This is a genomic window from Paenibacillus nicotianae (assembly GCF_042681745.1).
Taxonomy (GTDB): Bacteria; Bacillota; Bacilli; order Paenibacillales; family Paenibacillaceae; genus Saccharibacillus; species Saccharibacillus nicotianae.
The window spans coordinates 215,128-238,021 of record NZ_JBHUGF010000010.1; the positions used below are offsets into that span (position 1 = coordinate 215,128).

Annotated in this window: 20 protein-coding genes and 1 pseudogene; 14 read left to right on the forward strand and 7 right to left on the reverse strand. The window is 36.9% G+C overall.

Translation table 11 applies throughout. The annotated features are described in order from the left end of the window. Positions 1 to 82: 82 nt before the first annotated feature. The 5 genes from ACFSGI_RS05255 to ACFSGI_RS05275 all read right to left on the reverse strand — a co-directional run bounded on the left by ACFSGI_RS05255 (position 83) and on the right by ACFSGI_RS05275 (position 7,591). The gene (locus ACFSGI_RS05255) at positions 83 to 1,618 is read right to left on the reverse strand and encodes a methyl-accepting chemotaxis protein (protein WP_204823135.1); all 1,536 of its coding nucleotides are present in this window, start codon (positions 1,616 to 1,618) and stop codon (positions 83 to 85) included. Between the two features lie 270 nt (positions 1,619 to 1,888). Next, positions 1,889 to 3,541 (reverse strand): DUF6138 family protein, encoded by a 1,653-nt coding sequence (locus ACFSGI_RS05260; protein WP_204823136.1) that lies wholly within the window; start codon positions 3,539 to 3,541, stop codon positions 1,889 to 1,891. Positions 3,542 to 3,708: 167 nt separating this feature from the next. After that, positions 3,709 to 4,782 (reverse strand): hemolysin family protein, encoded by a 1,074-nt coding sequence (locus ACFSGI_RS05265; protein WP_204823137.1) that lies wholly within the window; start codon positions 4,780 to 4,782, stop codon positions 3,709 to 3,711. A 75-nt stretch (positions 4,783 to 4,857) separates the two neighbouring features. Further along, the gene (locus ACFSGI_RS05270) at positions 4,858 to 6,156 is read right to left on the reverse strand and encodes a hemolysin family protein (protein WP_204823138.1); all 1,299 of its coding nucleotides are present in this window, start codon (positions 6,154 to 6,156) and stop codon (positions 4,858 to 4,860) included. 379 nt (positions 6,157 to 6,535) lie between these two features. Beyond that, on the reverse strand, positions 6,536 to 7,591 hold the full coding sequence (locus ACFSGI_RS05275) for a 2,3-butanediol dehydrogenase (RefSeq protein WP_204823139.1): 1,056 nt from the start codon (positions 7,589 to 7,591) through the stop codon (positions 6,536 to 6,538). A gap of 337 nt (positions 7,592 to 7,928) precedes the next feature. Between ACFSGI_RS05275 and ACFSGI_RS05280 the strand changes: the two genes are divergently transcribed. The 5 genes from ACFSGI_RS05280 (at position 7,929) to ACFSGI_RS05300 (ending at position 13,944) form a co-directional block, all read left to right on the forward strand. Then, entirely contained in the window at positions 7,929 to 8,972 is a 1,044-nt protein-coding gene (locus ACFSGI_RS05280; RefSeq protein WP_204823140.1) for a LacI family DNA-binding transcriptional regulator, read from the forward strand. 206 nt (positions 8,973 to 9,178) lie between these two features. Further along, positions 9,179 to 10,033, forward strand: coding sequence for an SDR family oxidoreductase (locus ACFSGI_RS05285; RefSeq protein ID WP_204823141.1), 855 nt, complete (start codon positions 9,179 to 9,181; stop codon positions 10,031 to 10,033). A gap of 175 nt (positions 10,034 to 10,208) precedes the next feature. Then, the gene (locus ACFSGI_RS05290; RefSeq protein WP_204823142.1) at positions 10,209 to 11,828 is read left to right on the forward strand and encodes an ABC transporter substrate-binding protein; all 1,620 of its coding nucleotides are present in this window, start codon (positions 10,209 to 10,211) and stop codon (positions 11,826 to 11,828) included. A 111-nt stretch (positions 11,829 to 11,939) separates the two neighbouring features. Further along, the gene (locus ACFSGI_RS05295; protein WP_204823143.1) at positions 11,940 to 12,914 is read left to right on the forward strand and encodes an ABC transporter substrate-binding protein; all 975 of its coding nucleotides are present in this window, start codon (positions 11,940 to 11,942) and stop codon (positions 12,912 to 12,914) included. Between the two features lies 1 nt (position 12,915). Then, complete coding sequence (locus ACFSGI_RS05300; protein WP_204823144.1) at positions 12,916 to 13,944, forward strand: NAD(P)/FAD-dependent oxidoreductase; 1,029 nt, start codon at positions 12,916 to 12,918, stop codon at positions 13,942 to 13,944. Between the two features lie 283 nt (positions 13,945 to 14,227). On the opposite strand, the gene ACFSGI_RS05305 is transcribed toward ACFSGI_RS05300, so the two are convergent. Then, positions 14,228 to 14,992 carry an SDR family oxidoreductase gene (locus ACFSGI_RS05305; protein WP_204823145.1) on the reverse strand — a complete coding sequence of 255 codons (765 nt, stop codon included), beginning with the start codon at positions 14,990 to 14,992 and terminating at the stop codon, positions 14,228 to 14,230. A 155-nt stretch (positions 14,993 to 15,147) separates the two neighbouring features. Between ACFSGI_RS05305 and ACFSGI_RS05310 the strand changes: the two genes are divergently transcribed. The 9 genes and pseudogenes from ACFSGI_RS05310 (at position 15,148) to ACFSGI_RS05350 (ending at position 21,228) form a co-directional block, all read left to right on the forward strand. Next, positions 15,148 to 15,576, forward strand: coding sequence for an oxidoreductase (locus tag ACFSGI_RS05310; protein ID WP_204823146.1), 429 nt, complete (start codon positions 15,148 to 15,150; stop codon positions 15,574 to 15,576). Between the two features lie 135 nt (positions 15,577 to 15,711). After that, a complete protein-coding gene (locus ACFSGI_RS05315; RefSeq protein ID WP_204823147.1) occupies positions 15,712 to 16,242 on the forward strand; it encodes a hypothetical protein in 531 nt (176 codons plus the stop codon). Positions 16,243 to 16,287: 45 nt separating this feature from the next. Further along, positions 16,288 to 16,702: pseudogene (locus tag ACFSGI_RS05320) on the forward strand (shikimate kinase); the annotation flags it as partial. Between the two features lie 151 nt (positions 16,703 to 16,853). Beyond that, on the forward strand, positions 16,854 to 17,384 hold the full coding sequence (locus ACFSGI_RS05325) for a DNA topology modulation protein (protein WP_204823148.1): 531 nt from the start codon (positions 16,854 to 16,856) through the stop codon (positions 17,382 to 17,384). 269 nt (positions 17,385 to 17,653) lie between these two features. Then, positions 17,654 to 18,298 carry a FusB/FusC family EF-G-binding protein gene (locus ACFSGI_RS05330; protein ID WP_204823149.1) on the forward strand — a complete coding sequence of 215 codons (645 nt, stop codon included), beginning with the start codon at positions 17,654 to 17,656 and terminating at the stop codon, positions 18,296 to 18,298. Positions 18,299 to 18,555: 257 nt separating this feature from the next. Beyond that, positions 18,556 to 19,059 carry a hypothetical protein gene (locus tag ACFSGI_RS05335; protein ID WP_204823150.1) on the forward strand — a complete coding sequence of 168 codons (504 nt, stop codon included), beginning with the start codon at positions 18,556 to 18,558 and terminating at the stop codon, positions 19,057 to 19,059. Positions 19,060 to 19,240: 181 nt separating this feature from the next. Then, positions 19,241 to 20,026, forward strand: coding sequence for a class I SAM-dependent methyltransferase (locus ACFSGI_RS05340; RefSeq protein ID WP_204823151.1), 786 nt, complete (start codon positions 19,241 to 19,243; stop codon positions 20,024 to 20,026). A 68-nt stretch (positions 20,027 to 20,094) separates the two neighbouring features. Next, complete coding sequence (locus ACFSGI_RS05345) at positions 20,095 to 20,745, forward strand: RNA-binding protein (protein ID WP_204823152.1); 651 nt, start codon at positions 20,095 to 20,097, stop codon at positions 20,743 to 20,745. After that, entirely contained in the window at positions 20,746 to 21,228 is a 483-nt protein-coding gene (locus ACFSGI_RS05350; protein ID WP_204823153.1) for a GNAT family N-acetyltransferase, read from the forward strand. Between the two features lie 245 nt (positions 21,229 to 21,473). Here ACFSGI_RS05350 and ACFSGI_RS05355 read toward each other — a convergent pair whose 3' ends face one another. After that, positions 21,474 to 22,688: an FAD-dependent monooxygenase gene (locus tag ACFSGI_RS05355; protein WP_204823154.1), complete on the reverse strand. Its 1,215-nt coding sequence runs from the start codon at positions 22,686 to 22,688 to the stop codon at positions 21,474 to 21,476. Positions 22,689 to 22,894 lie beyond the last annotated feature (206 nt).

The following is a 22,894-nucleotide window of genomic DNA, read 5'->3' on the forward strand; positions in this document are numbered from 1 at the left end:
ATAGAATAAAATGTATCTAAAAAAAAGCATGTACTTCTTTTTATCAAAGAAAGTACACGCTCTTGCTGGAAGCTATAACAGATTAAACTGGTAATTTGTCTAACTGGACAGATGTGGATTGCGGAACGTCTACAGAAGCTGAAAGAGGCGTACGTGCTACCTCTTGATCACTATCGGATATCAATGTGTTCAAACTGACAATAAGTTGTTCCAATTCGCCAAAGCTAGACACCATATTTTGAGTGAGATTATGTTGTTGTTCCATACTAGCTAGAATTTGTTCAGTAGCCGCACTGGATTGTTCTGTAAGACTCGAAATTTCGCTAACTTCTCCCACCACTTTGTTCGAAGATTGCTTCATTGTAGCAGAACTATTTTCAATATCAGTCGCTTGTGTAAGAACTTGTTGAGAATTGGTATTCACATGACGGAATACTTCTGCGGCTGTCTGTACAGCATTACGACCTTCTTGAAGAGAACTACGAATATGATCAAATCGTTCGGTTAATGTATGGGTACGCTGTTGTAAGCTTGATAAGATTGAAGCAATATCAGTAGCAGATTGTCCAGAATGCTCTGCTAATTTGCGTACTTCATCAGATACTACAGCAAATCCTTTACCATGTTCACCTGCACGTGCTGATTCGATAGCAGCATTTAGCGCCAATAGGTTGGTCTGACGAGCGATATCTGATATTCCATTTAAAATCACCGTCATAGAGGCACTTTCTTCACTGAATTTCTTCATATCTTCTGCTGTAATATCTACTTTCTCATACAGATCAACCATCTGTGTATTTAAGCTTTCCATTGTACTACTACCTGTAGCAGTACTGGTTGCCATATGAGCAGATACTTCTTTCATTTGTAATGAATAGGAAGCAACATCATGAATATGTTGATCTGAGATAGCTAACGATTCAGAGATTTCAGCGACATTGGTTGCTTGAAATTCTACTCCTTTTGCAACTTCATTGAATCCCATCGTGACTTCATTCGTGATTGAACCGGTACTTAGCACTTTTTGCTTAAATTGATCGGTAAATACAGTCAGACCATTGACAGCTTCTTTTACATGTTGCAACATATTTTCGACTTTAAGCTGCGATTGTTCTACTTCATTACGGCGTTGTTCACTAGCTGTAAATGACTGTTTGTTCATACGAGAAACTGTAATTAAAATAATACCTGTTACTACAAACATCGTAATATTAATTAAATCGTTAAAAAATACAAGTGGTTCTCCTTGTAAACCCATCATTAATTTGACAATATAATAGGCTAATAATGCGCCAAATGAAATATTGTAGTGTTTGCTATTTGGATATAATAGTAATGGAGCAATTACTAGAATACCTTGTACTGTACTTATTGTATCTCGACTAACATAGATACCACTTGCGATTACCGCAATCGTGACTACCCATGGAATCGTATGAATCCCTTTTTTGCTAATATTAGCGATAGTGATTAATCCCGTCACAAGAACAGATAATAAGGTAGAAAAGAGTAGATCAGGTACAAGGACTGTTAGTGCGGCACTAATAGCAGTAATTGCCCATAACATATAACTTACTAATTTGTTTCTTTGCCAGATAATTTCATCATTGCGACTCATATATAACCATCCTTTATTATAAAGTATGTAGCGACTATAGTACTATGTAATCCAAAGCTTTTATACTTTTATGTATAAAAATGAGTATTCATGTATGCTTTTTCATTATATTTATAGTTCAAAAGTTCTACTACTTACAGTATATCGGATAGTATACGCAAAAGCTAAATAGCTAAGTTAGAAAAAAATCATTAAAAAGACAAAAGCCTTCTATTTCAAGGGATAATCATGAAATAGAAGACTTTTTAGGAGTATTTATTATAGAATAACTTAGTTTTTAGATGAACGAAGCTTTTCTGCTTTTTGTATAAATGACTTCTGCTTGGCTGCACTACCACACAACCGGTATAACACTTGATCACGTTGGTAATCTTCTACGTTCTGAAGCTGGTAATCCCACGCTAAAATGATCTCAGGATGATCCATATATGCTGTCCAACCTTTAATCGGTTTAGCCGATTCACCGCTTGCTACTAGAATAGACATAAGTACAGGTACAAGTGATGCATCCATCCTATGAGCCTCTACCAATGCTTCAGCATAATGGTCTTGTACCGATTGATGTTCTGTATCGACCATTTGCATATAACGGGTTAACAAAAGGAAATACTCTGTGCTGTATAATCCGAGACCTAAGATAGCGTATGTTCCTGGCATAACTGATTTCTCACCAGGTTCTACGTCGTTATACCAGGCAAATTCCTCCATAGCCAGTTCTCCATACTCGGCAATCAATAGATGTAATGCTGGATATTGCAATGCATTAGCAAAAAAACGATGCAAAGGAGATTTAGCTAATCCTTTGACAGGTAAAAAGATTTTGGATTTGCTAGAATATTTCAATTGATATTCATGCGGAAATCCTGTACGTAAAAGATCACAAATATAAGTTAATGCTTCACGATAATTAGATTCCTCTTCTGAAAGTAACTTGATCTCGATCGTCTGCAAAATATCATTGGCTTTACCGTGAAAAAGATCATTTTTTCGTTCGCTTTCAATCGTTCCACTACCCTGCTGAAGATAGAGTTTGGCTTGATCGGAATGTAGCTGAACTGCATATTCTAGATATGTTTTGCGTTGATCTGCATCGCTTTTACCTGTACGTAGCGCAGCGTAAATCAATAAATCTAATTCATTTTTATCGATAGCAGGAAGTGTTTCTGCTGATTTGAGGTATAACGTTGTATTATATTCGCTTTCTTGGTCAAAATAACGCGGTAAAAAGATTTCATTCGCCCAGTGACGTAATGCCATCGTAGAAGTCGATTGCCACTCGCTATACAACTCTCGAAACGTATGCAATTTTGTATCTAAATGCTCAAATAGCGATGAAATATGTTGTACATCGACTGGCGTTACATCTGTATTTAACATCAGATTAGCGAAAAAGAATAAATCTTGTTGGTGGGGCAATACTGGCAGATCAGACTTGATTTTACGATCTATAAAATCATTCAAAGCTTGTTGTAGCGATTGTAATTTGCCGGGATTGATCCATTGTTCAGTATGTATATACAGCGGTTCACCTTGTTCATTTTCAAATGCAAACGAGAGTGTAAACCGATAATTGAAAAAGTGACTACCATAGTCATCCGACATAAATAAAGTATGCAGACGTTGTTGCAATGCAGGTGCATATTCTTCTTGTAGCAGCGTAGAGGAGAGAGCATCAATAGAGACTTCGCTTTCCCATGTATATGCTGAATCACTCCAAGAAAAAGGTTCTTCGATTTCGATAAAAAATGATCCTTGTTTGTAACCGGATGATCCTTTACGATAACCGACTTTGAAATAATCGCGCAATCCTGCTTGTAATGCGCTATATCTTGGAAATTCATCGATACGCTTTTTTTCTGCTAGATATAACGGTTCAAGTTGTGACCATGTTTCTGATAGTAAATGTTCAATATGTGGATGCAAAGTAAAACCTCCTTGATCAGTTGGCTAGTTAGTATTTGCTTATTATATCATGTACCGTTTACAGTGTTGGATAAGCATGCTGTACACCATCATATCATCAATAAATAAAGAAAAAGGTCTCTATACAATCTAGAGACCTTTTGTTGTACCAAGATTATAGATAATAATTAGATCGATTTTGGTTCAAATACAAGATCACTCGTATCCGCTTCATCACGAATCGCACCGACAATTTTTTCTAAAATGTCTTCCATCGTGACCAGACCCACCGTTTGACCGGAAGCATTAACAGCGATTGCCATATGCACACGACTTTGTTGCATTTTGATCAATACATCTTTGACCGAAGAAGTCGATGGAAAATGAGGCATCGTATGAATAAAATCAGCAACTTTGTAATCGCGACCTGCGGCGACTGCTGTTAATAATTCTTTGGTATTGATAAATCCGATAAAATGTTCCGGTTTATCAAGGTCAATTACAGGATAACGAGTATACTCATATTCATCCAATATCTCGATAATCCCGGCAAGAGGCATTTCTTTAGCAAGGGTAGCAATTTGAGATTTGGGAATCATAATTTCTTCTAATGTCCGCTCATCAAAAGTGAATATATTTTGTAAATAACTTAATTCGGTTTTGTTAATCTCGCCACTTTCGTAACTCTGATCTACAATCCAGCGTAATTCTTCTTCAGAATAGACCGAATCATGACCTGCTGGCTTGATCCCGAAGATACGTAGCAACAATGTTGCCGAACTATTTAAAATATAGATAAACGGATACATAATTTTACCGAACCAATACAGTGGAGGAGCTAACAATAACGTCATTTTTTCAGCAAATTGAATCGCTAACGTTTTGGGTGCTAATTCTCCAATAACCACATGCAAGAAAGTAATAATAGCTAAAGCAATCGCATACGAAAGCACAGTCGATAGAGCTGCTGGAACCTGTAACTGATCAAATACCGGATGCAGTATTTTCTCTACTGTCGGTTCACCAAGAGCACCTAACACGAGCGCTGTAATCGTTATTCCTAACTGACAAGCAGATAAATAATAATCGAGATCATGTGCTACTTTTTTAGCGAGTACTGCTTTTTTGTTACCATCTTCAATTAATTGATCGATTCGAGACATCCTGACTTTCAAAATAGCAAATTCTGCTCCGACAAAAAAAGCAGTTAAGCCGATAAACACAGCTACTAAAAATAAATTTAAACCAATTGTTCCGTCCAATGACTTCCCTCAGATGAGGGATTCACCTCCGTATGATTATAATTTGGCAAACAATACATATAAAATAGTTAGCGATTATCCTCGATAAAGTCGTACTTGTTTGATCTGTAAATGGTCTTTCTCCGTTACCGTCCATACATAATCATCTTGCTCTAATACTTCACCGACTTGTACATCGGTTCCTTTGTAATGTTGAATCCAACCACCGATCGTATCGATCTCTTCATCATTTTCAAAAGTCATACCGAACTGCTTTTCAAGCTCATCTAATAAAGTACGTCCATTGATTAAATAAGTAGTATCATCGATAGATTGAATATCAGCTACTTCATCCGCATCAAATTCATCTCGAATCTCGCCTACCAGTTCTTCCAATACATCTTCCATCGTAATCACACCTGAAGTACCGCCATATTCATCGATAACCAGTGCCATATGCACACGTTCTTTTTGCATTCGAATCATAGCATCTTGAATAGGTGTTGCTTCTTGTACAGAAGGAAGAGTACGCACAAATTGTTGTAATTGATGTTCTCGACCGGCAACGATATGAGGCAACATTTTTTTGACATTGACTACACCAAGAATCAAGTCTTTATCACCTGATTGAGTGACCGGATAGCGTGTATAATAATTTTCATCAAGAGTAGCAATAATCTGTTGTTCCGTCATATTCAGATCAAGTGTGACCAGTGCTGTACGTGGCACCATAATATCGCGTGTGACACGTTCGTCAAAAGAAAACACATTTTCCATATAGTCTAGCTTGGTCTGATTGATCTCGCCACCTTGAAAACTTTGAGTCATAATAATCTTCAATTCACTTTCTGAATAAATATCTTCATGACCTGCTGGCTTGACACCAAAAGAGCGAAGCAACACGCGCGAAGTACCATTCAAAGCCCAGATAAACGGGTTCATAATTTTACCGAACCAGTATAAATAAGGAGCAAGCATTAACGTCAATTTTTCCGAAAATTGAATCGCCAGCGTTTTGGGAGCCATTTCTCCGATAACGACGTGCAAAAAGGTAACTAAAGCAAAAGCAATCGCATACGAAGCAATCGAAGCTGTTGCTGCTGAGACATTCAACAGATCAAACACAGGATACATTAATCGTTCTACAGCAGGTTTACCGATCGCTCCAAGTCCAAGTGCTGTTACTGTAATTCCTAACTGACAAGCAGAAAGGTAATAGTCTAGATCGCTTGCTACTTTTTTAGCCAAATGAGCTTTTTTGTTACCTTCTGCAATCAATTGATCGATTCGGGACATCCGAATCTTAACCACAGCAAATTCAGAAGCAACAAAAAACGCAGTTAACACGATTAAGACAGCAAGTATGAGTAAATTAATGATCGTAATAATGTCCAATTATTTCCCTTAAAAAAGGGATTCACCTCCAGAAGTGTAAAAAAGCTTTATTCATTTTTTGCGTGATACATCCGTATAGAAAAGGTAGCCTACAAAGAACTTTGATTACAGTATGATTTGTTGTTAATTGAGCAACTTGATCCATTTGCAATATCGCCTTCCCAATTGGACTACCCCCTCTCTTGTGATATTTCTATGATTATATCATGTTCTGACTCCAAGCATACAGTAGAAGGTGATGGTTCTTACTTTGTCCACATTTTTAGAAATAATTACAAAAAGACCTCTTTCCGTAAAAAGAGGTCTTTTACTACTTTATATATTGAAGGTGTGTACACCTATAAAAGCTATAGAAATAAAAAAATATAACGATATCAATTTAGGAATGGTTAGGGGAAACCATGATTTTGACTTGATTTTTTTCTTTTAGCAATGCTTCAAATCCTTGTTCTACAATATCATTCAAAGCAATACGTTTGGTTACTAATTTCTCGGATGAAAAGTATCCTTGACTCATTAGACTAATGACCGCAGGGAACACATCACGATAGCCGATAATCCCTGTTATATTGCGTTCTTGCATCACAATTTGATTCGGGTGAATAGGGGCTTCTTTTTCAAAAATACTAACAATCATAATCTGTCCGCTGAGCTTGGTGGATTGAATCGCTTGTGTTAACACAACAGGAACACCTGTTACTTCATAAGCGACATCTGCACCGCCATTAGTAAGACGATGAATCTCTGCAACCACATCGACTTCGGCTGGATTAAGTCCGATAGCACCTAATGATTCGGCAGTGCTTCGACGTTCCTCTGATAATTCAACAGCATAGATTTCTGCTGCTCCTGATGCTTTGAGTGCTTCAATCACAAGTAGACCGATAGGACCTGCACCAAATACAACAGCACGATCGCCGACTTTCAATTGACTTTGACGAACAGCATACAAAGCAACCGCAGAAGGTTCAACAAGCGCTCCTTGCTCATAGGACACACTATCTGGAATTTTGTGAACCATATGTTCATCAGCAGCTACATATTCAGAGAAACCGCCACCACCGCCGGCAAGCCCTAAAAATCCCATATGTTCGCAAAGATTATATTTCCCTTGCTTACAAGCTGTACATTTGCCACATGCAAAAATAGGTTCTACGACTACGCGGTCGCCAGCTTGAACTTTGGTAACACCTTCGCCTACTTCTACAACTTGTCCCGAAAATTCATGACCCATAACAACAGGCGCTTGTTCATGAGTTAACGGATGATTTGTTCCTTGAGAAATAAAGATAGGGCCTGCTGCATATTCATGCAGATCGCTACCGCAAATACCGCACCATTCTATTTTGATTTTGACTTTACCTGCTGTTACTTGTGGTTCTTCGATCGTTTCTATTCTCAAATCTTTAACACCATGCCATCTTAATGCTTGCATTCCAGTCATCTCCCTAGTATATATATATCATTTCAAAGGTAAGTATAAAATAATTTAGGAAACGTTTCCGAAAATTATGATGTCACATTATTGACATAAAGTCAAATAATTTAGCTAAAAAAAGTGATTCTGATTATTGAAAAAATATGATCTTTTTGCATACTAATATCATTGTTCATCAAATAATAGATATGCTTACAGCGAAAATCATACATCAAGATGATCTATCAAAGCCTGATAAAGCTTGTCTAGTGTTCATCATGATATAATGGATGTAAATCATGAAATATTTCATAAGATAATGGAAACGATTCCGAATAGGAAGGACTATCGATATATGCGTTCAAAAAAAGTAACGATCGAAGATGTAGCCAAGCAAGCAGGGGTAGGTATTGCTACTGTATCTCGTGCTTTGAATAATAGTACAGGAATCAGCCAAGCGACTAGAGCACGAATACTCCAGATTATTGATGAAATGGGCTTCACACCGAATACATCTGCTCAAAGTCTCAAAATCCGTCAGACCCGTCAGATAGCTCTGGCTGTTCCAGATATTCGCAACGCTATTATTCCTGATATTGCATGGGCAGTAGAGCAAGCCGCCAAGCAACATGGATATCGGGTTGTACAAATTAATACACTGGGTAATGCCAGATTAGAATTGGAAACGTTACGTGAAATTAAAAAGCTCCATGTAGATGGGTTAGTGATTATGCCACTGGCTTATCCCAAATCGCTTGAAAGTATGATCAATCAAGCAGGTATTCCAATCTCGGTTATTAATTATAGTAAAATATTAAGCCCTGATCTCAAAGCTGATATTGTCGGTCTCGCCAGACAAGAAGGCAAGCTGGTTATGGAACATCTTATTCAGATTGGACGTACCCGAATCGCTTATGCCGGTGCACCGAAAGATAAAATTGAAGAGCGCTATTTAGCGTATGAACAATCGGTTAGACAGGTAGATGCTTCACTCGTGTATTTTGGCGAAGATTTCACATTTGAAACTGGACGACAAGCCGCCAATTATTTTTATCATTTAAAACATATGCCTGATGCGATCTATGCGGTGAATGATATGGTTGCGATTGGTATTGTGAATCGTTTCAAAGAATTAGGGGTGCGTGTTCCGCAAGATATTGCAGTGGTAGGTATTGATAACAATTTGTGGACAACGATAACAACACCGCAAATTAGTTCAGTATCGATTATGGGGAATGAAGTAGGCAGATTAGCCGCAGAATTGCTACTTAAACGGATTCAGTCATCAAATTTGTCAGAGTATGAACGGGTAGAATTTGAACCAAGATTAATCGTACGGGAATCTAGTGTAGCCTCCCATCATTATTCGCATACTGATATATCGCAAAACAACGAATAATATTTTAATTTAGTTACTTGACGAAACTTCGTATTTTAAATATACTAACTTACATAAAGTAAATAAAATGAATTTTGAAGCCTATTTTAGCAAAATTATTTTATTTCACTGAATGTCATGTTATTTAAATCAATTATTGATTATGATGAATAAGCAAGCTGATAACAAGGCATACTACGATTCTAAATTTGATGGAGGTTACACTTATGAAAATTCTAGTTACCGGAGCTACAGGTCAATTGGGTTCACTTGTTGTTGAGCAATTATTACAATCGGTTCCTGCTAGTGATATCGTGGCAAGTGTACGTGATCCGAAAAAAGCAGAGCATTTGAGCGCCAAAGGTGTAGAAGTTAGAGAAGGTGATTTTGCTCGTCCTGAAACGTTACCTTCAGCTTTTGCAGGGATTGATAAATTGCTTATCATTTCTACATCTCCAGGAAATCGTGTTGCTGAACATCAAGCTGCTATCGATGCCGCCAAAGCCGCAGGCGTTAGCTTTATCGCGTATACCAGTGCACCGAATGCACAGGAAAGTACATTCTTTTTGGTAGAAGATCATCGTCAAACCGAAGATGCATTGGTCGCTTCAGGCATCAATTATGCTATTCTGCGTAACAACTGGTATTTGGAAAATGAAATGGGTACCATTCAAGCTGCTTTACAAGGTGCTCCCTGGTTAACATCTGCTGGAACAGGCAAAGTCGGTTGGGCTATTCGTCGTGATTATGCTGAAGCCGCTGCAAATGTGTTAACAAATGAAGGTCATAATAATAAAGTCTATGAATTATCAGGGCCACTATTGACACAAGAAGAACTAGCAGCAATCTTGGCAGAAGTGAGCGGTAAAGATATTCCTGTTCAACAAGTAGATGATGCTACGTATGAACAAGTAATGAAAGAAGCAGGCGTACCTGCTGACGCTCTTCCTTTTGTAGTAGGTATCCAAACAGCGATTCGCGAAGGTTCACTGGCTGTCGAAAGTCAAGATTTCCAGAAAGTGTTGGGTCATCCGAATACACCGCTTCATGAAGGATTCCGCGAGATTTTGAATCAAGGATAATATAACCACCCTATAGATTAACTAATAAGTCTACTTGTACAGTGAACGTTGCTGTATAGGTAGGCTTATTTTTGGATAGCATATGATACAATACACAAAAAGTCGATTGAGCTTAGATCATATAATAATCATAAATAATAGTAAGCTTATACGAAAGATAGTGAGGGAATAAGGAATGTCAGTGCAAAATCAGTGGATTGTCCAATGGAAATCAACTCAATCGTTAACACATCAATGGATGTCTGTAGGAGCAGTACATTCTTTTATATATCCGGCATTGATTCTTATTATAGACGGACAAGCGATCTGGAAAATCAATGGTGAACGTATGCAAGTATCATTCGGTCAATTGATTGCAGTCGAAGCCTACTCCTTAATTGAAGTGCTAGAAGGAGGTCAACTTGATCTGTCCGGTTGGTGCATCGAATTTAATACATATACTCTGACTGAAAATACATCAACACTTCATCCTTATCTATGGTCTGTTCCAGTAGAAGGGACATATCAGAAAGTGCAGTTAACAGGTGGCGTTATCGCTGATATCAGTCAGCAGTTGAGTAAAGATAGTTTAGATCTACAATATGAATTATCGGTCAAATATCCATCTGTGATCTATACATTGCTCAAGTATATATATCAAGATCATACGCATATAACTGATGATCAACAAACACTAACTCAAGGGATTATCCGTTCTGCTGAATATATGCACACTCATTATGATCAAGTGATTACCCGTAAGCAATTAGCAGAGATTGCCGGAGTTAGCCCCTGGTATTATTCACGTAAATTTAGTGAAAGATATGGGAAGCCACCACTTGATTATCTTGCTTCTTTCCGTATGTATCGGGCGCAAGAGCAATTGATCGTTACACAGACCAACTCGCAAGAAATTGCTAAAAAGTCTGGTTTTGAAGATACTCATTATTTTAGTCGGCGATTCAAGCAGGTTGTTGGGGTGTCTCCAAGTCTGTATGCAGGAAGTCTATCGTCTCGTAAAATAGTATGCCTTTCTGCAACCTGCGCAGATATGCTGATCAATCTTGGTATTGTTCCGTATGCAGTAATGGTCACACCGCTTCTATTAGCACCCTATCAATTGCAACAATTTGAAGAACATGGTGTGAAGATTGTAGAGATAGCGCAGTATGAACAAGATATGCACCAGATTAAGCAACTATTTCCTGAATTATTGATCGGTAACGTGTGGTCAGAAGAGGTAAGACAACAGTTACGTGCAATAGCGCCTTTTATTACAAATTTGAGTATTGATGTACTCACCTTACTGCAACAGCTAGCATCTATATTTCATAAGCAAGTAGAAGCACAGCAGATTCAAATCCATTTAGAACAAGAGATCGATATCGCCAGACAAAAACTACAGCCTATCATTCACTCTCAAAAGACGATAATGATTTTACGAATAGAGCCTTACGGGTATCGTTATCTAGGCGTAGATGCTGTAGGTGTGGCAAAGTTACTATATGGTCAATTGGAACTGAGTGCACCCGAAGTATTACAAGAAGGTAAGTCGTGGTTCAATCCTTGTACATTAGAGCTGTTATTGTCAGCCAATCCTGATTACCTTTTTATTGAGAAAAGAATGATAGAGCAGTTCAGTACAGATGAGAGTATGCAGAAATTGCTAGAAAGTGATGTGTGGCAACAGTTGAAAGCTGTTCAACAAAACAATGTATTCGATATTGATACTCGTCTGTGGGTAGAAGGACGCGGCATCACAGGATATAAAATGATATTACATGAACTTGTGACTCATCTAGCAAGCGATGTGTAAAAGAGTGCACAATAATTCAAACCAATACGCACGATTCCCCATGTCAGGAAAAGATGTTGTCTGATACTATATGATAATAATAATCATTATCATATAAGGGGAGATACACATATGTCGCGTAAGTTGTTAAGTTGGGGAATACTATTTATGATATGTAGCTTGTTGTTATCCGCTTGTTCTAGCGGTTCCAATACAGAAGCCAGTACAGCAAAAGCTACTGAGCAAGATAACGCTACAAAAGTGGTCAAAGATTATTTCGGAGAAGTTACAATTCCACAGCATCCCAAAAATGTATTGGTGCTTAGTTCAATCTATGCAGAGTATTTGATTGAGATGGGTGTTCCACCGCAGATGGTTATTTTTGTGCCTGAAGTAGAGCCGGATTACCGTGCTCCTTATTTTAAAAAGAATAATGTTCAAATGATTCAAGCTGAGCAATATCAATATAACTATGAGCAATTATTATCATTGTCTCCTGATCTGATCGTAGGGATCGGTATTGGTATGGAACCAGGTACGTATGAAGAGTTGTCCAAAATTGCACCAACTGTAGCTATTAATGCAGATAGTGAAATGAAAACAGCCATGCCTGATCTAGCAGCGATTTTCGATAAAACAGAAGTGTCTAAACAGGTATTAGCCACATTCGATGCTAAAGCCAAACAAGCTAGAGAACAAATTCAACAAGCGATTGGTGACAAAACAGTATTGATCTTACGCGTTGAATCAGAACGTTATCGTGTAATGGGACCCAAAGCCGCGAACAGTAGTGCATTCTTTTACCAAACGCTAGGTCTACATAGTCCTGAAGCGATTAAAGACTCGACCGATTGGTTTTCTCCTATATCGCTTGAAGCTTTACCTGATATGAATCCTGATTATATTTTTGTCGAAGATCGGATTTTGAAAGATCATGATAATACAGAATCAATGAGAAAATTAAAAGAAAACAAAGTCTGGGCAGGTCTAACGGCTGTCAAAAACGACCATGTTTTCCCGCTCAAAACAAGTGATTTTGTACATGGAGTAGGCCCTGTTGGTTCTGTATTGCTAATGAATAATATCGTCGAAAAGTTGGTGCAATAAAATGAATAATACCCAACCACTCGATATTTACGATATTACGATTATTGGTGGCGGCCCGGCAGGCATGTATGCTTCATTTTATAGTGGCATGCGAGCGATGCGTACTAAGATTATTGAAGCTAAGCATGAATTAGGCGGATTTATGCGTACGTATCCTGAAAAGTTGGTCTGGGATGTTGGTGGAATTGAGCCTACCCGGTGTGAGCAAATTATCCAGTCTTTGGAAAAACAAGCTCAAACGTTTGAACCTACAATTGTTTTTGGTCAGGAAATTGCTCATCTGGAACGTCTTGAAAATGGTGTATTAATGCTTACATCCAGAACCGGTGAACGTCATTATACACGCACGATTGTATTATGTATCGGTAGAGGAATGACTCAGATCCAGAAGCTAGATATTCAGGGAGCGAATCAATATGAGCTTACTAATTTACATTATACAGTGACCGACCTTTCTCGCTTTGCTGGTAAACGGGTATTGATCTCTGGTGGTGGAGACTCGGCAGTCGATTGGGCAAATGAATTAGCTGGATTAGCGAAAGAGGTAACGGTTGTTCATCGAAGAGATGAATTTGGAGGACACGAACAACCTGTAGCCCAGATGAAAGCATTTGCCAATGTACACACGCCTTATCGAATAGCTCATCTACATGGTGCGAAGGATCAAATCGAATATGTAGAAATTGCACATATGCATACAGATGACCTGCAACATATTGAAGTGGATGAAGTCATCGTCAATCATGGGTACGATCGTAATTTCGGTAATTTGATGGAATGGGGCCTAGAACGGGAAGATTACGGAGTATCTGTAGACGCACGTATGCGTACAAATATTCAAGGCGTATTTGGAGCAGGAGATTGTATCACTTATGGAAGTAAAGTCAGACTGATTGCCGGAGCATTTAATGATGCAGTACTTGCAGTCAATGCAGCCAAATTGTATCTAGAACCAGATGCTTCTCATATGGCAGGCGTATCTTCTCACAATGCGCGTTTTTATGAAAAAAATAAAAGTATTCATTCATAAGTTAGCATAGCAAGCGTAGCGTGATGATTGATTAAGAAATAAGTATACCCAATAACGATACATCCAAAATATCATACAAGTAATGATGTAAATACGCATAAATTATTATAATTAAATAAGAACTACTACAAGCAAAACAAAATAAAAAGAGTCCATTTGTATAAACTACAGAGGGACTCTTTTTTTGAGTACTATACAGAACAAAATATGATTGGATTTAATAGTATGGGCTTTATTAGAATGATTATTGTGTAATTGTACTATTTTTAGGATTGTAAAAATTTTATGATTTCAAAAAGTCTTTGGTCATATCATACATCTGCTTGGTGTACTTATCGATATCATCGCGCGACATTCGTAGGCGATCTACTGAAGAACCGTAACCAATTTCTTGTTTGCCTGCGGCTAATCCTTCAAAAATACCATCTGCAAAAGCATCTAGTGGCTCGCCTTGAGTATGTTGTCCGGCTCCACCTAAATCTGTATTTACAGCAGGAGGTGCAATTTCGATCACTTCAATTGATGTATCTTCTAACTGGTATCGAAGACTCATCGTAAAGGAATGGAGTGCTGCTTTGGTTGCTGAATAGATAGGAGCAATCACAAATGGTGTAAAAGCTAATCCCGAAGTAACATTAACAATAGCAGCATTTTGTTGAGTCACAAAATAAGAAGCAAACAATATCGAAAGGTGAACAGGTGCTTCAATATTGATCGTGATTTCTTTGCTAAAATCGCTCCAATGGTTCTTAGCATCTGCTGTTAATACATTTAAGCGTTGCTGAATACCTGCATTATTAACGAGTACATTGACTTCTGGATAGTGAGTAGTCACCCAATCAAATAGCTCGATTCGCTCACTTTCTTTTTCCACATCGCATACACGTGTAATTAATTCTGGATACTGTGCTTGTGCTTGCTGAAGCACTTCTTCACGTCGTCCACATACAATTACTTTATTGCCTGCCTTCAAAAAACGCTCTGCAAAAGCAAGCCCAATTCCTGCATTTCCACCGGTAATCAATATTGTATTCCCTGTCATTTGCATCGTTATGCTCCTTTGATTCATAAATTTGGCTAAGATTAGAGATCGAATAAATGGATGTAAAAGTATTCTTATCTCTTATTTGTACAAAAAAGAGCATGTTGAACTAGTAAAATGGCTGATATACTAAATAAAAGAATACATAATAAGGAGAATATATGCATAATATCAATCATTTACAATTAAATATTACGCAGAGATACGATGAGTTCGATCCTCAGCAAGAAGGAAATAAAAATGTGACATTTATTGATTTTGTCATTGATGGCAAATCTCTTTATCACATGCTGAAACAATATGATATGATTCCCGCTTTAGGATGGGGAGGTGAAGAGTATCAAAAACAAATATTAGATTATTTGTTATTAGAACAGATGCATCCTAATCTATATTATAGATATCCGATATTGGTCTGTCCCTGGTGTGGGGATGAAGAATGCGGATTTATCTCTGTGTTGATAGAACGAGAAGCGGATTTAATTGTATGGAGAGATTTTAAGCTAGAGCCAGATAATAAAACTATACCTATTGGCCCTTTTTATTTTGAGTGGGAAGTATACAAGCAATTAATAAGTAAGAGTAGATAAAAACAAAATTATGGAGAAAATAGGTTAAGTAGGTTATTCAATCATTAAAGTAAATAATGAATAGCTATTTAATAATTGCTTTTAATCAGTTCATACACGAATTGGCTACAGTACTGTAGTTAAAGGAGAACAACTATGTCCAACTCTATATCGTTGCCACAAGCGTTGAATGATAGTATTGAATCTATAGGTATGTCTAATGGTTTAACATCTGTTTTTATTGAGGTGTTATCGATTAGTGGTTCTATATTAGCTCAAACTAATCGTGAAAAAGAAATGATTATCTGGTTAGCACAAAGAGATCAATCTGTTGTTGGTATAGGAACAGTCAGTTTTGACATTGATGAAATGCCATGGACGATTGAACATTTTTTGATAGAAAAAAAGTTTATATTAGAAGTGATTTTAAAAGCAATCGACGGACTAGGTTGGGAAAAACTAAGTTACGAACCGCAACAAGAATTCATTATAAGCTGTTTACAGCAGTTTTATTCAATGATTGAAGTATTTAATCAAGAGCATGTTGACATCAAAAATTATTTAGAGTGGACAGAAATTGAAGAAGGTGATGATCGACCTACGATTCCAATAGGATATCCCAAGTGTGAAAATCATGATATTTATTTAACATGTCATGCATGTGTACTATGTAATAGTGAAACCTGAAGAATAGGAGAATTGTTATGAAATTTATAATCATATTTGGTCCGCAAGCGGTTGGTACAAGTGATCAGGCAAGAAATATTTGAAGAAGTATCTAAAAGTAATCTAGATGGACTGATTTTTACATATGTATGGGCATTCGATCTGCAAAGTGATTGGGAGTATATCGAACAAATTATGAATCTTTTTCGATCTAGAGAGGCAGATGTATATTTCGTTGAACTTGAAGCTGATCTAGAAGAACGCAAAATAAGAAACAAAACAGAACATAGATTATTGCACAAACCTACAAAGCGAGATACACAATGGTCGGAAAATGAACTGATTGAAACGAATCAAATGTATCGACTCAACTCGTTACCGGGTGAGATACAAGAGCAATATTATGTACGAATCAATAAACACTCATCTATCCGCAGATACAGTGACAGAACTGATTATCGAAAAGTTTAAATTAACATAGCCTATCTAGTTAAAAGAGCCTGTCTGTTAAGGTCGATTCTGTTGATTGCTATTTGTTTAGATATTTTGTTTGATCGTTTCTGTAGAGACAGCTTCATCTCTGTGTAAAAACAACTTACGATAAGGCATTGCAGGAGAAAAGGGGTGATAGGATGGATCGTGTGATAGTGATCGGTTGTTCAGGTTCAGGAAAGTCGACTCTTTCGCAAAAGTTACATAACATATTACAATTACCTATTATTCATCTAGACCGTTATTACTGGCAAGCGAACTGGCAAGCAACAGAGCAGGAATCATGGGATCAGAAAGTCACAGATTTTGCGCTTACCGATCGGTGGATTATCGATGGAAATTACTCCAGAACATTAGACATACGGATCGAGCGAGCCGATTTTATTGTCTTTTTGGATATGCCTAGATGGTTATGCATGTATCGGATTGTGAAGCGAAGAATACAGTATCATGGCAGAACCAGACCTGATCTTAATAAAGATTGCCCCGAAAAGCTTGATATTGCGTTTATAAAATGGGTGTGGAATTATAAGAAAAGAAATCGAGTTAGAACATTAGAAAAATTGGAGCAAGTGAAAAATCATAAAAAAGTTATGATTATACGTAATAAGAAGCAATTAGAAGAGTTGGTAGAGCAATTATTAAGTAATGTAAAAAAAGAGTCAGATTAAAACAATGCTATATGATAACTTGTCAATAAATTCAAATTACTGCTATACTTTTCGTATACTATTGAATTGGGGGTCATACCGTGGCAATGTTGGTAGAAGTGCTAGATTGCTCGTTCACTACAAAGGCCTTACGCAAAGCCTAAACGGGGCGCATATCTTTGTGTAGGGCGCGATAAAATGTGATGATATCGCCCGGTTTTTCACGTATTTTGGTATACGTAGGCTTTGCACCTTATAAAGGCTAGAATAAAAATAAGGGGCTGAAAGCAATGCAAACACCATTTATTCAGAATGATCAATTAAATCTTATTAAAAAACAGGCAGACTTTCTGTTAAAAACGATGCGTAGCGTTGGTGATCGTAAAGTGTTAGAAACGGTCAGAGAAAGTGCTGTTATGAACATTATAGAAGCTTTTGAACATTTGACTCCAGAACAAAAAAGTCTGTTAGAACAGCTATCCACTTATGAAGCAACTCATGATCTGGAACATTATCTAGATGAACTGGATGCTTATGTGATTCCATTTCCAGAAGTATCTGTGAAGCAGGTGCAGAAGCTTTTTCCCAAAGCCAAAAAGCTTAAACTACCTGATCTAGAAACGATTGATTATACACATACGACGTATCTAAGATGGACAGATATTTCGACAAATCGTCTATATATCGTGTATCCATATCAAGATCGGATGGTTGGGATTGAAGGGCAGATGACTTCGACGAACAAAAAAGGGTTTTGTATGTTTTGTAATCGACATCGTGAGCTAGGATTTTTTAATGTGAAAATCAAAGCAAGTGGATCACCGGATAATATCGCTTCTGTCGGTCAGTATATTTGTGTAGATAATGAAGATTGTAATCATAATATTGCGGATACAACAGCTTTGGAAAAATTTCTTTCCTCGGTGGGAAAATAACAGTAGTGTTAGAAAAGGTCGCTCTTTGGAGCGATCTTTTTTTGCTATGGGCTATTACTGTCTATCAGAAATAAAATGTGTTCATTTTTCTATTTTTATATCCATTTATTTCTAAATATGATATATTTCAGATGAAATAAATTAGTTAAACAGCTTAATTAGATGTAAATACTATGAAAAGGAGGCTGATCAAGAAACACAAAAGAAGAGCAATATACAGTAAGTAAATAAAATCATACCAGTGAGAGGAAGATATGATGAAAATGACTAACCCTTTTTTTAAAAATCTATTGTTCATTCCTTTAACATTAAGTCTAGTATCTGTAGGATCTTTTGCAGGTCAATCGTCTACGGTTTTTGCAGAAACACCTTCTAGCAGTGCGCAAGCAGCACCTATCATTATACCCGAACCACCACAACCGGGAGATCCTGTACCTGATCTGGATTATTATATTATTTATACGTTTGTGGCTAGTTCTACACCACGTATTTTGGATGGTATCAATGCAGAAGGAATAACAGATGTCCAATTTACGATGTTTCCTTTCGCAGGTCAAAACAAAGAAGTCGTTATTTTTAGTCTAGAAGCTCAGACAGATAAAGGGTGGGAACCTGTCTTTGTAACACCATTCCAACCATATTCCAAAATCCAGAAAAAACATTTAAAATTATCTAAAAACGATTATAAAAATTTCCGTATTGTTGTGAATAGTACGAATAATAATTTTTCAGTGATGGGCTATAAGCAGTGGACTAGCTAATAAAAAGTATCTAGGAATCACCTTTTAAAAATTGGCATTAAATTGTTAATAATGAGTAATAATCAGTACAGATAATTTAACTCAAAAAGCTGATCTTGCAAGATCAGCTCTTTTGTTTCAATATTAGATGTAATAATAAAACTATCCAAATACAATTTAATATAAAGTAGGTGTTAAAGCGATGTATAATTCCTATGGAGAATTATGTACAGAAGTGTATGAGATAAGTAAGCCTGTAGGTTTTTCTTATCAGGACGTAAAATACTATATAGAGAGACTACAACAAATAGACAAAAAAGAATTGCTTGAAGTCGCTTGTGGGTCTGGAAGAGTTCTTATTCCATTATTGCAAAAGGGATTTAAGGTCGATGGTATAGATTATTCATCAGCCATGCTAGATTCTTGTCGAAAAGCATGTAAGGAATTAGATCTAAATCCTATTTTATTAGAAAGGAATATGAGTAGATTTAACTTAAATAAAACTTATGAAACCATTATTATTCCTGGAGGATCGATTCAATTAATTGAGTTGAGAGAAGATCTGATACATGCATTGAAATGTTATTATGCTCATTTAAAACATGATGGTATTATCATAATGGATATACTACTACAGACCGATTTTACTAGCCATTCAGTGAAAACGCGTTTATGGGAAAATAGCAAAAATGAAGTGATTACGTTAGAAGAAAAACGTATTGAATTAGATATAGTGAACCAACGAACTATTTCTTTGCTAAAATATGAGAAGTGGAAAGATGGAGCCCTGTTACAGACTGAACTTCAACGATTGTCTATAAGTTGGTATGGAATATATGAATTCCAACTATTATTAGAAAGGATAGGATTTGTGGATGTCACAATATCAGCCAACTACGAGTATAAATCACCACCTAAAAATGGAGAGAGTATTATTACATATGAAGCAAGAAAATCGGAAGATCGTAGTAACAGTTCCCTATTTTAAAATAAGTATTTAAGGCGGTTATCTTCAATGACTTGAAATCATCTGGAGTACAAGAGAAAGGATTTTATATGACTATTATTAGTATTGAAGGAGCGAGTGCAGTCGGAAAGACAGCTACTTCATCTGCTCTTGCTAGTGCAAACAAAGCTTTTCATATTCCAGAGGTTGCAAGTTGGTGGGAAAAGCCTGAACATGAATATCCTGAATGGTTTTTTGAGCGTCAACTGGATCGCTGGAATATAGCTATTGAAAAAGAAACAGATACAGAAGTGATTATCGATATCGATTTATTTCAACCGTTCTGGTACAACTGGTCTTTTGATTTCACTTTATTTGATGGACAAAGCTTAGCTTTTGTAGAACGATTTTATCGACCGTTAATAAGTCAGAAGAAATTAGGGTTCCCGGATACATATTTTATTCTGTATACTCATGAGCATAATCTAAGAGACAGAAAAGCAAGTGATTCTACTCGATTAAGAAGAGGGTTTGAAATGAATTTACAATTTATCGAACCACAACTAAGATATTTCAAAGCGTTAAATGAGTTTTGTCCGGGGTTAGTGCATTTTATCGAATCTGTTGATATTGAAGGTAATGTAGAAAAGATTAGAAGAAAGTTACCAAGTTGTACTAATAACCATAGATATTCTACAGAACTTTTTGACTTTATGATCGATTGGCTTAGTACACATCAAGCAAATGAAGGAGAATATTGAATGAATTTTGAAATTATTCAAGCACAAAAACAACATAAAGAAATTTTAGCTAACTTAATGCAATTTTATATATATGATTTTTCAGAGTTTTTGAAGTTTGATGTAGAAGAGGATGGATTATATAATGAATATCCTTTAGAAGAGTATTGGAACGAAGAATATCATAGATTTGCATATATTGTTAAACAAGAAGATAAGCATGTAGGGTTTGTATTAGTAAAATATATAGATACGATAGAGCCAAATTATTATTCTATTGCTGAATTTTTTATTTTTAGAAAATATAGAAAAGAAGGAATCGGTAAAGCTGTAGCTACACGCATTTTTGATTTACATAAAGGACGATGGGAAGTCTATCAGATTGAAGATAATACATCGGCTCAGATATTTTGGCATAAAACAATTAATGAGTATACAAAAGGAAAATTTACAGAACGAATAGAAAAAGGTAGAGTCATACAAAACTTTATGAGTAATTTTTAATTTTAATTTGTATATCGAATGAGTTGCTATATAAATTGTAGCGACATATGAATTTAGATTTAATTGCAACTTATAAATTAGTAAAGACTTCAATGTTGTATAGATTCTCCTCCTATCATCGACCAGAAAGAAAGCAACTTTCTATATCTCTTATAGGAGGAAAATCCGTATATCAAGAATAAGAGCAAGTGATCATATATCTAGTGAGGATTTCTATGTGTATATCTATTCGTGAGTAAGATTACTTATGTTGTAGTCTGTACAAGTCTGATATCAGGCAATTGTTGTTGGGTACGAGCAACATGACCGATGCGAGCAGCAAGCTTGCGGAATGGGCCAAAGCTAGCAATCCGTATAAATGTCTGCATCGTGCCAACGCCGATTTTGGTTTGCGGATAAAAGAAATTTGGAGCACCTGGAGGTAAATGTTGTGCTTTATCGATAATTGGACGCATCCATTGTTCATACTTGTTGAGACAAATAGGTATGCCTTCTGCTTTATTAGATTCAGGTTGCGATAGAAATGCCGCAAGAACATATCCGCCAATCAATGCGAGTGACGATCCACCTCCACCGATAGGAGTGACACACCATGCCGCATCACCGGTAACACATACTCTGCCTTCCGACCATGTAGACATCATAATTTGTGTAAGGTAATCAAAATAAACATCTTGTGATGTAGCAAATCCTTCAATCACACGTTGATCTTCCCATCCTGCTCCTGCAAAAACAGTACTCAGTTCTGTACGAGCCTGTTCTGAAGGAATAGATGCAAGATTACGATCACGATCTTTAAATGCGAGCATCGCACGTATCGTTCCCTGATTATCAGGACGAAGCGAAATTTGGCGACCACCTGTAGCTGTATACCAACGCCACCATCGGTCATCCCCAGCTTGTCGTTCAATCGTACCATAAGCGATATTCAGACCCAGTTCACGTCTAGATACACGATCTCCAAACACTTTATCCCGCGTTCTGGATCGCACACCTTCAGCGATAATAAGCAAGTCGTATATTTCGGTTTTGCCTGAATGTAGATCGATCTCAACATGTTCTTGGTGATCTACAATGTGTTCAATCCAATCACTATAACGAACCTGAACTTGCGCTGGTAACGCATCCAGAATGATACGTGCCAAGTCTCCACGCAGGATTTCCAATTCAGCAGTCATTCCATCCGAATCTTCTACAGGAAAAGCACCAACCGTTTGTCCTTTTTCATTTACAAATGCAGTTCCTTCTTCAGTCGTCGTTTGTTTGCGAACTTGCTCTTCCAAGCCCATCATTTGAAGAACTTCGCGTGCAACCCCGCGTACATCGACATTTTGCCCGCCATCACGAAAAGTACTGGCACGCTCAATAACTGTAACTTCCCAACCTGCTTTGCTCAACCAGAACGCTGTACTAAGCCCAGCAATACTTGCACCTGAAATCAGCGCTTTTTGAACCGTCATGATGTTGCTCCTCTCGACGTGTAGATACGCCATTATGAATACGTTAGCATAGTTAAAATCAATCATAAATTATAAAAAAACCACAACTCACCCTTAGTACAAAGTGGAGAGATGCAGTTAAATGTTCCTTACCCTCTGTGATTGGAGATTGAAACTATAATTAATATTAATATTGGTTAGCTTGGTAAATAAGCCAAATAAAAATA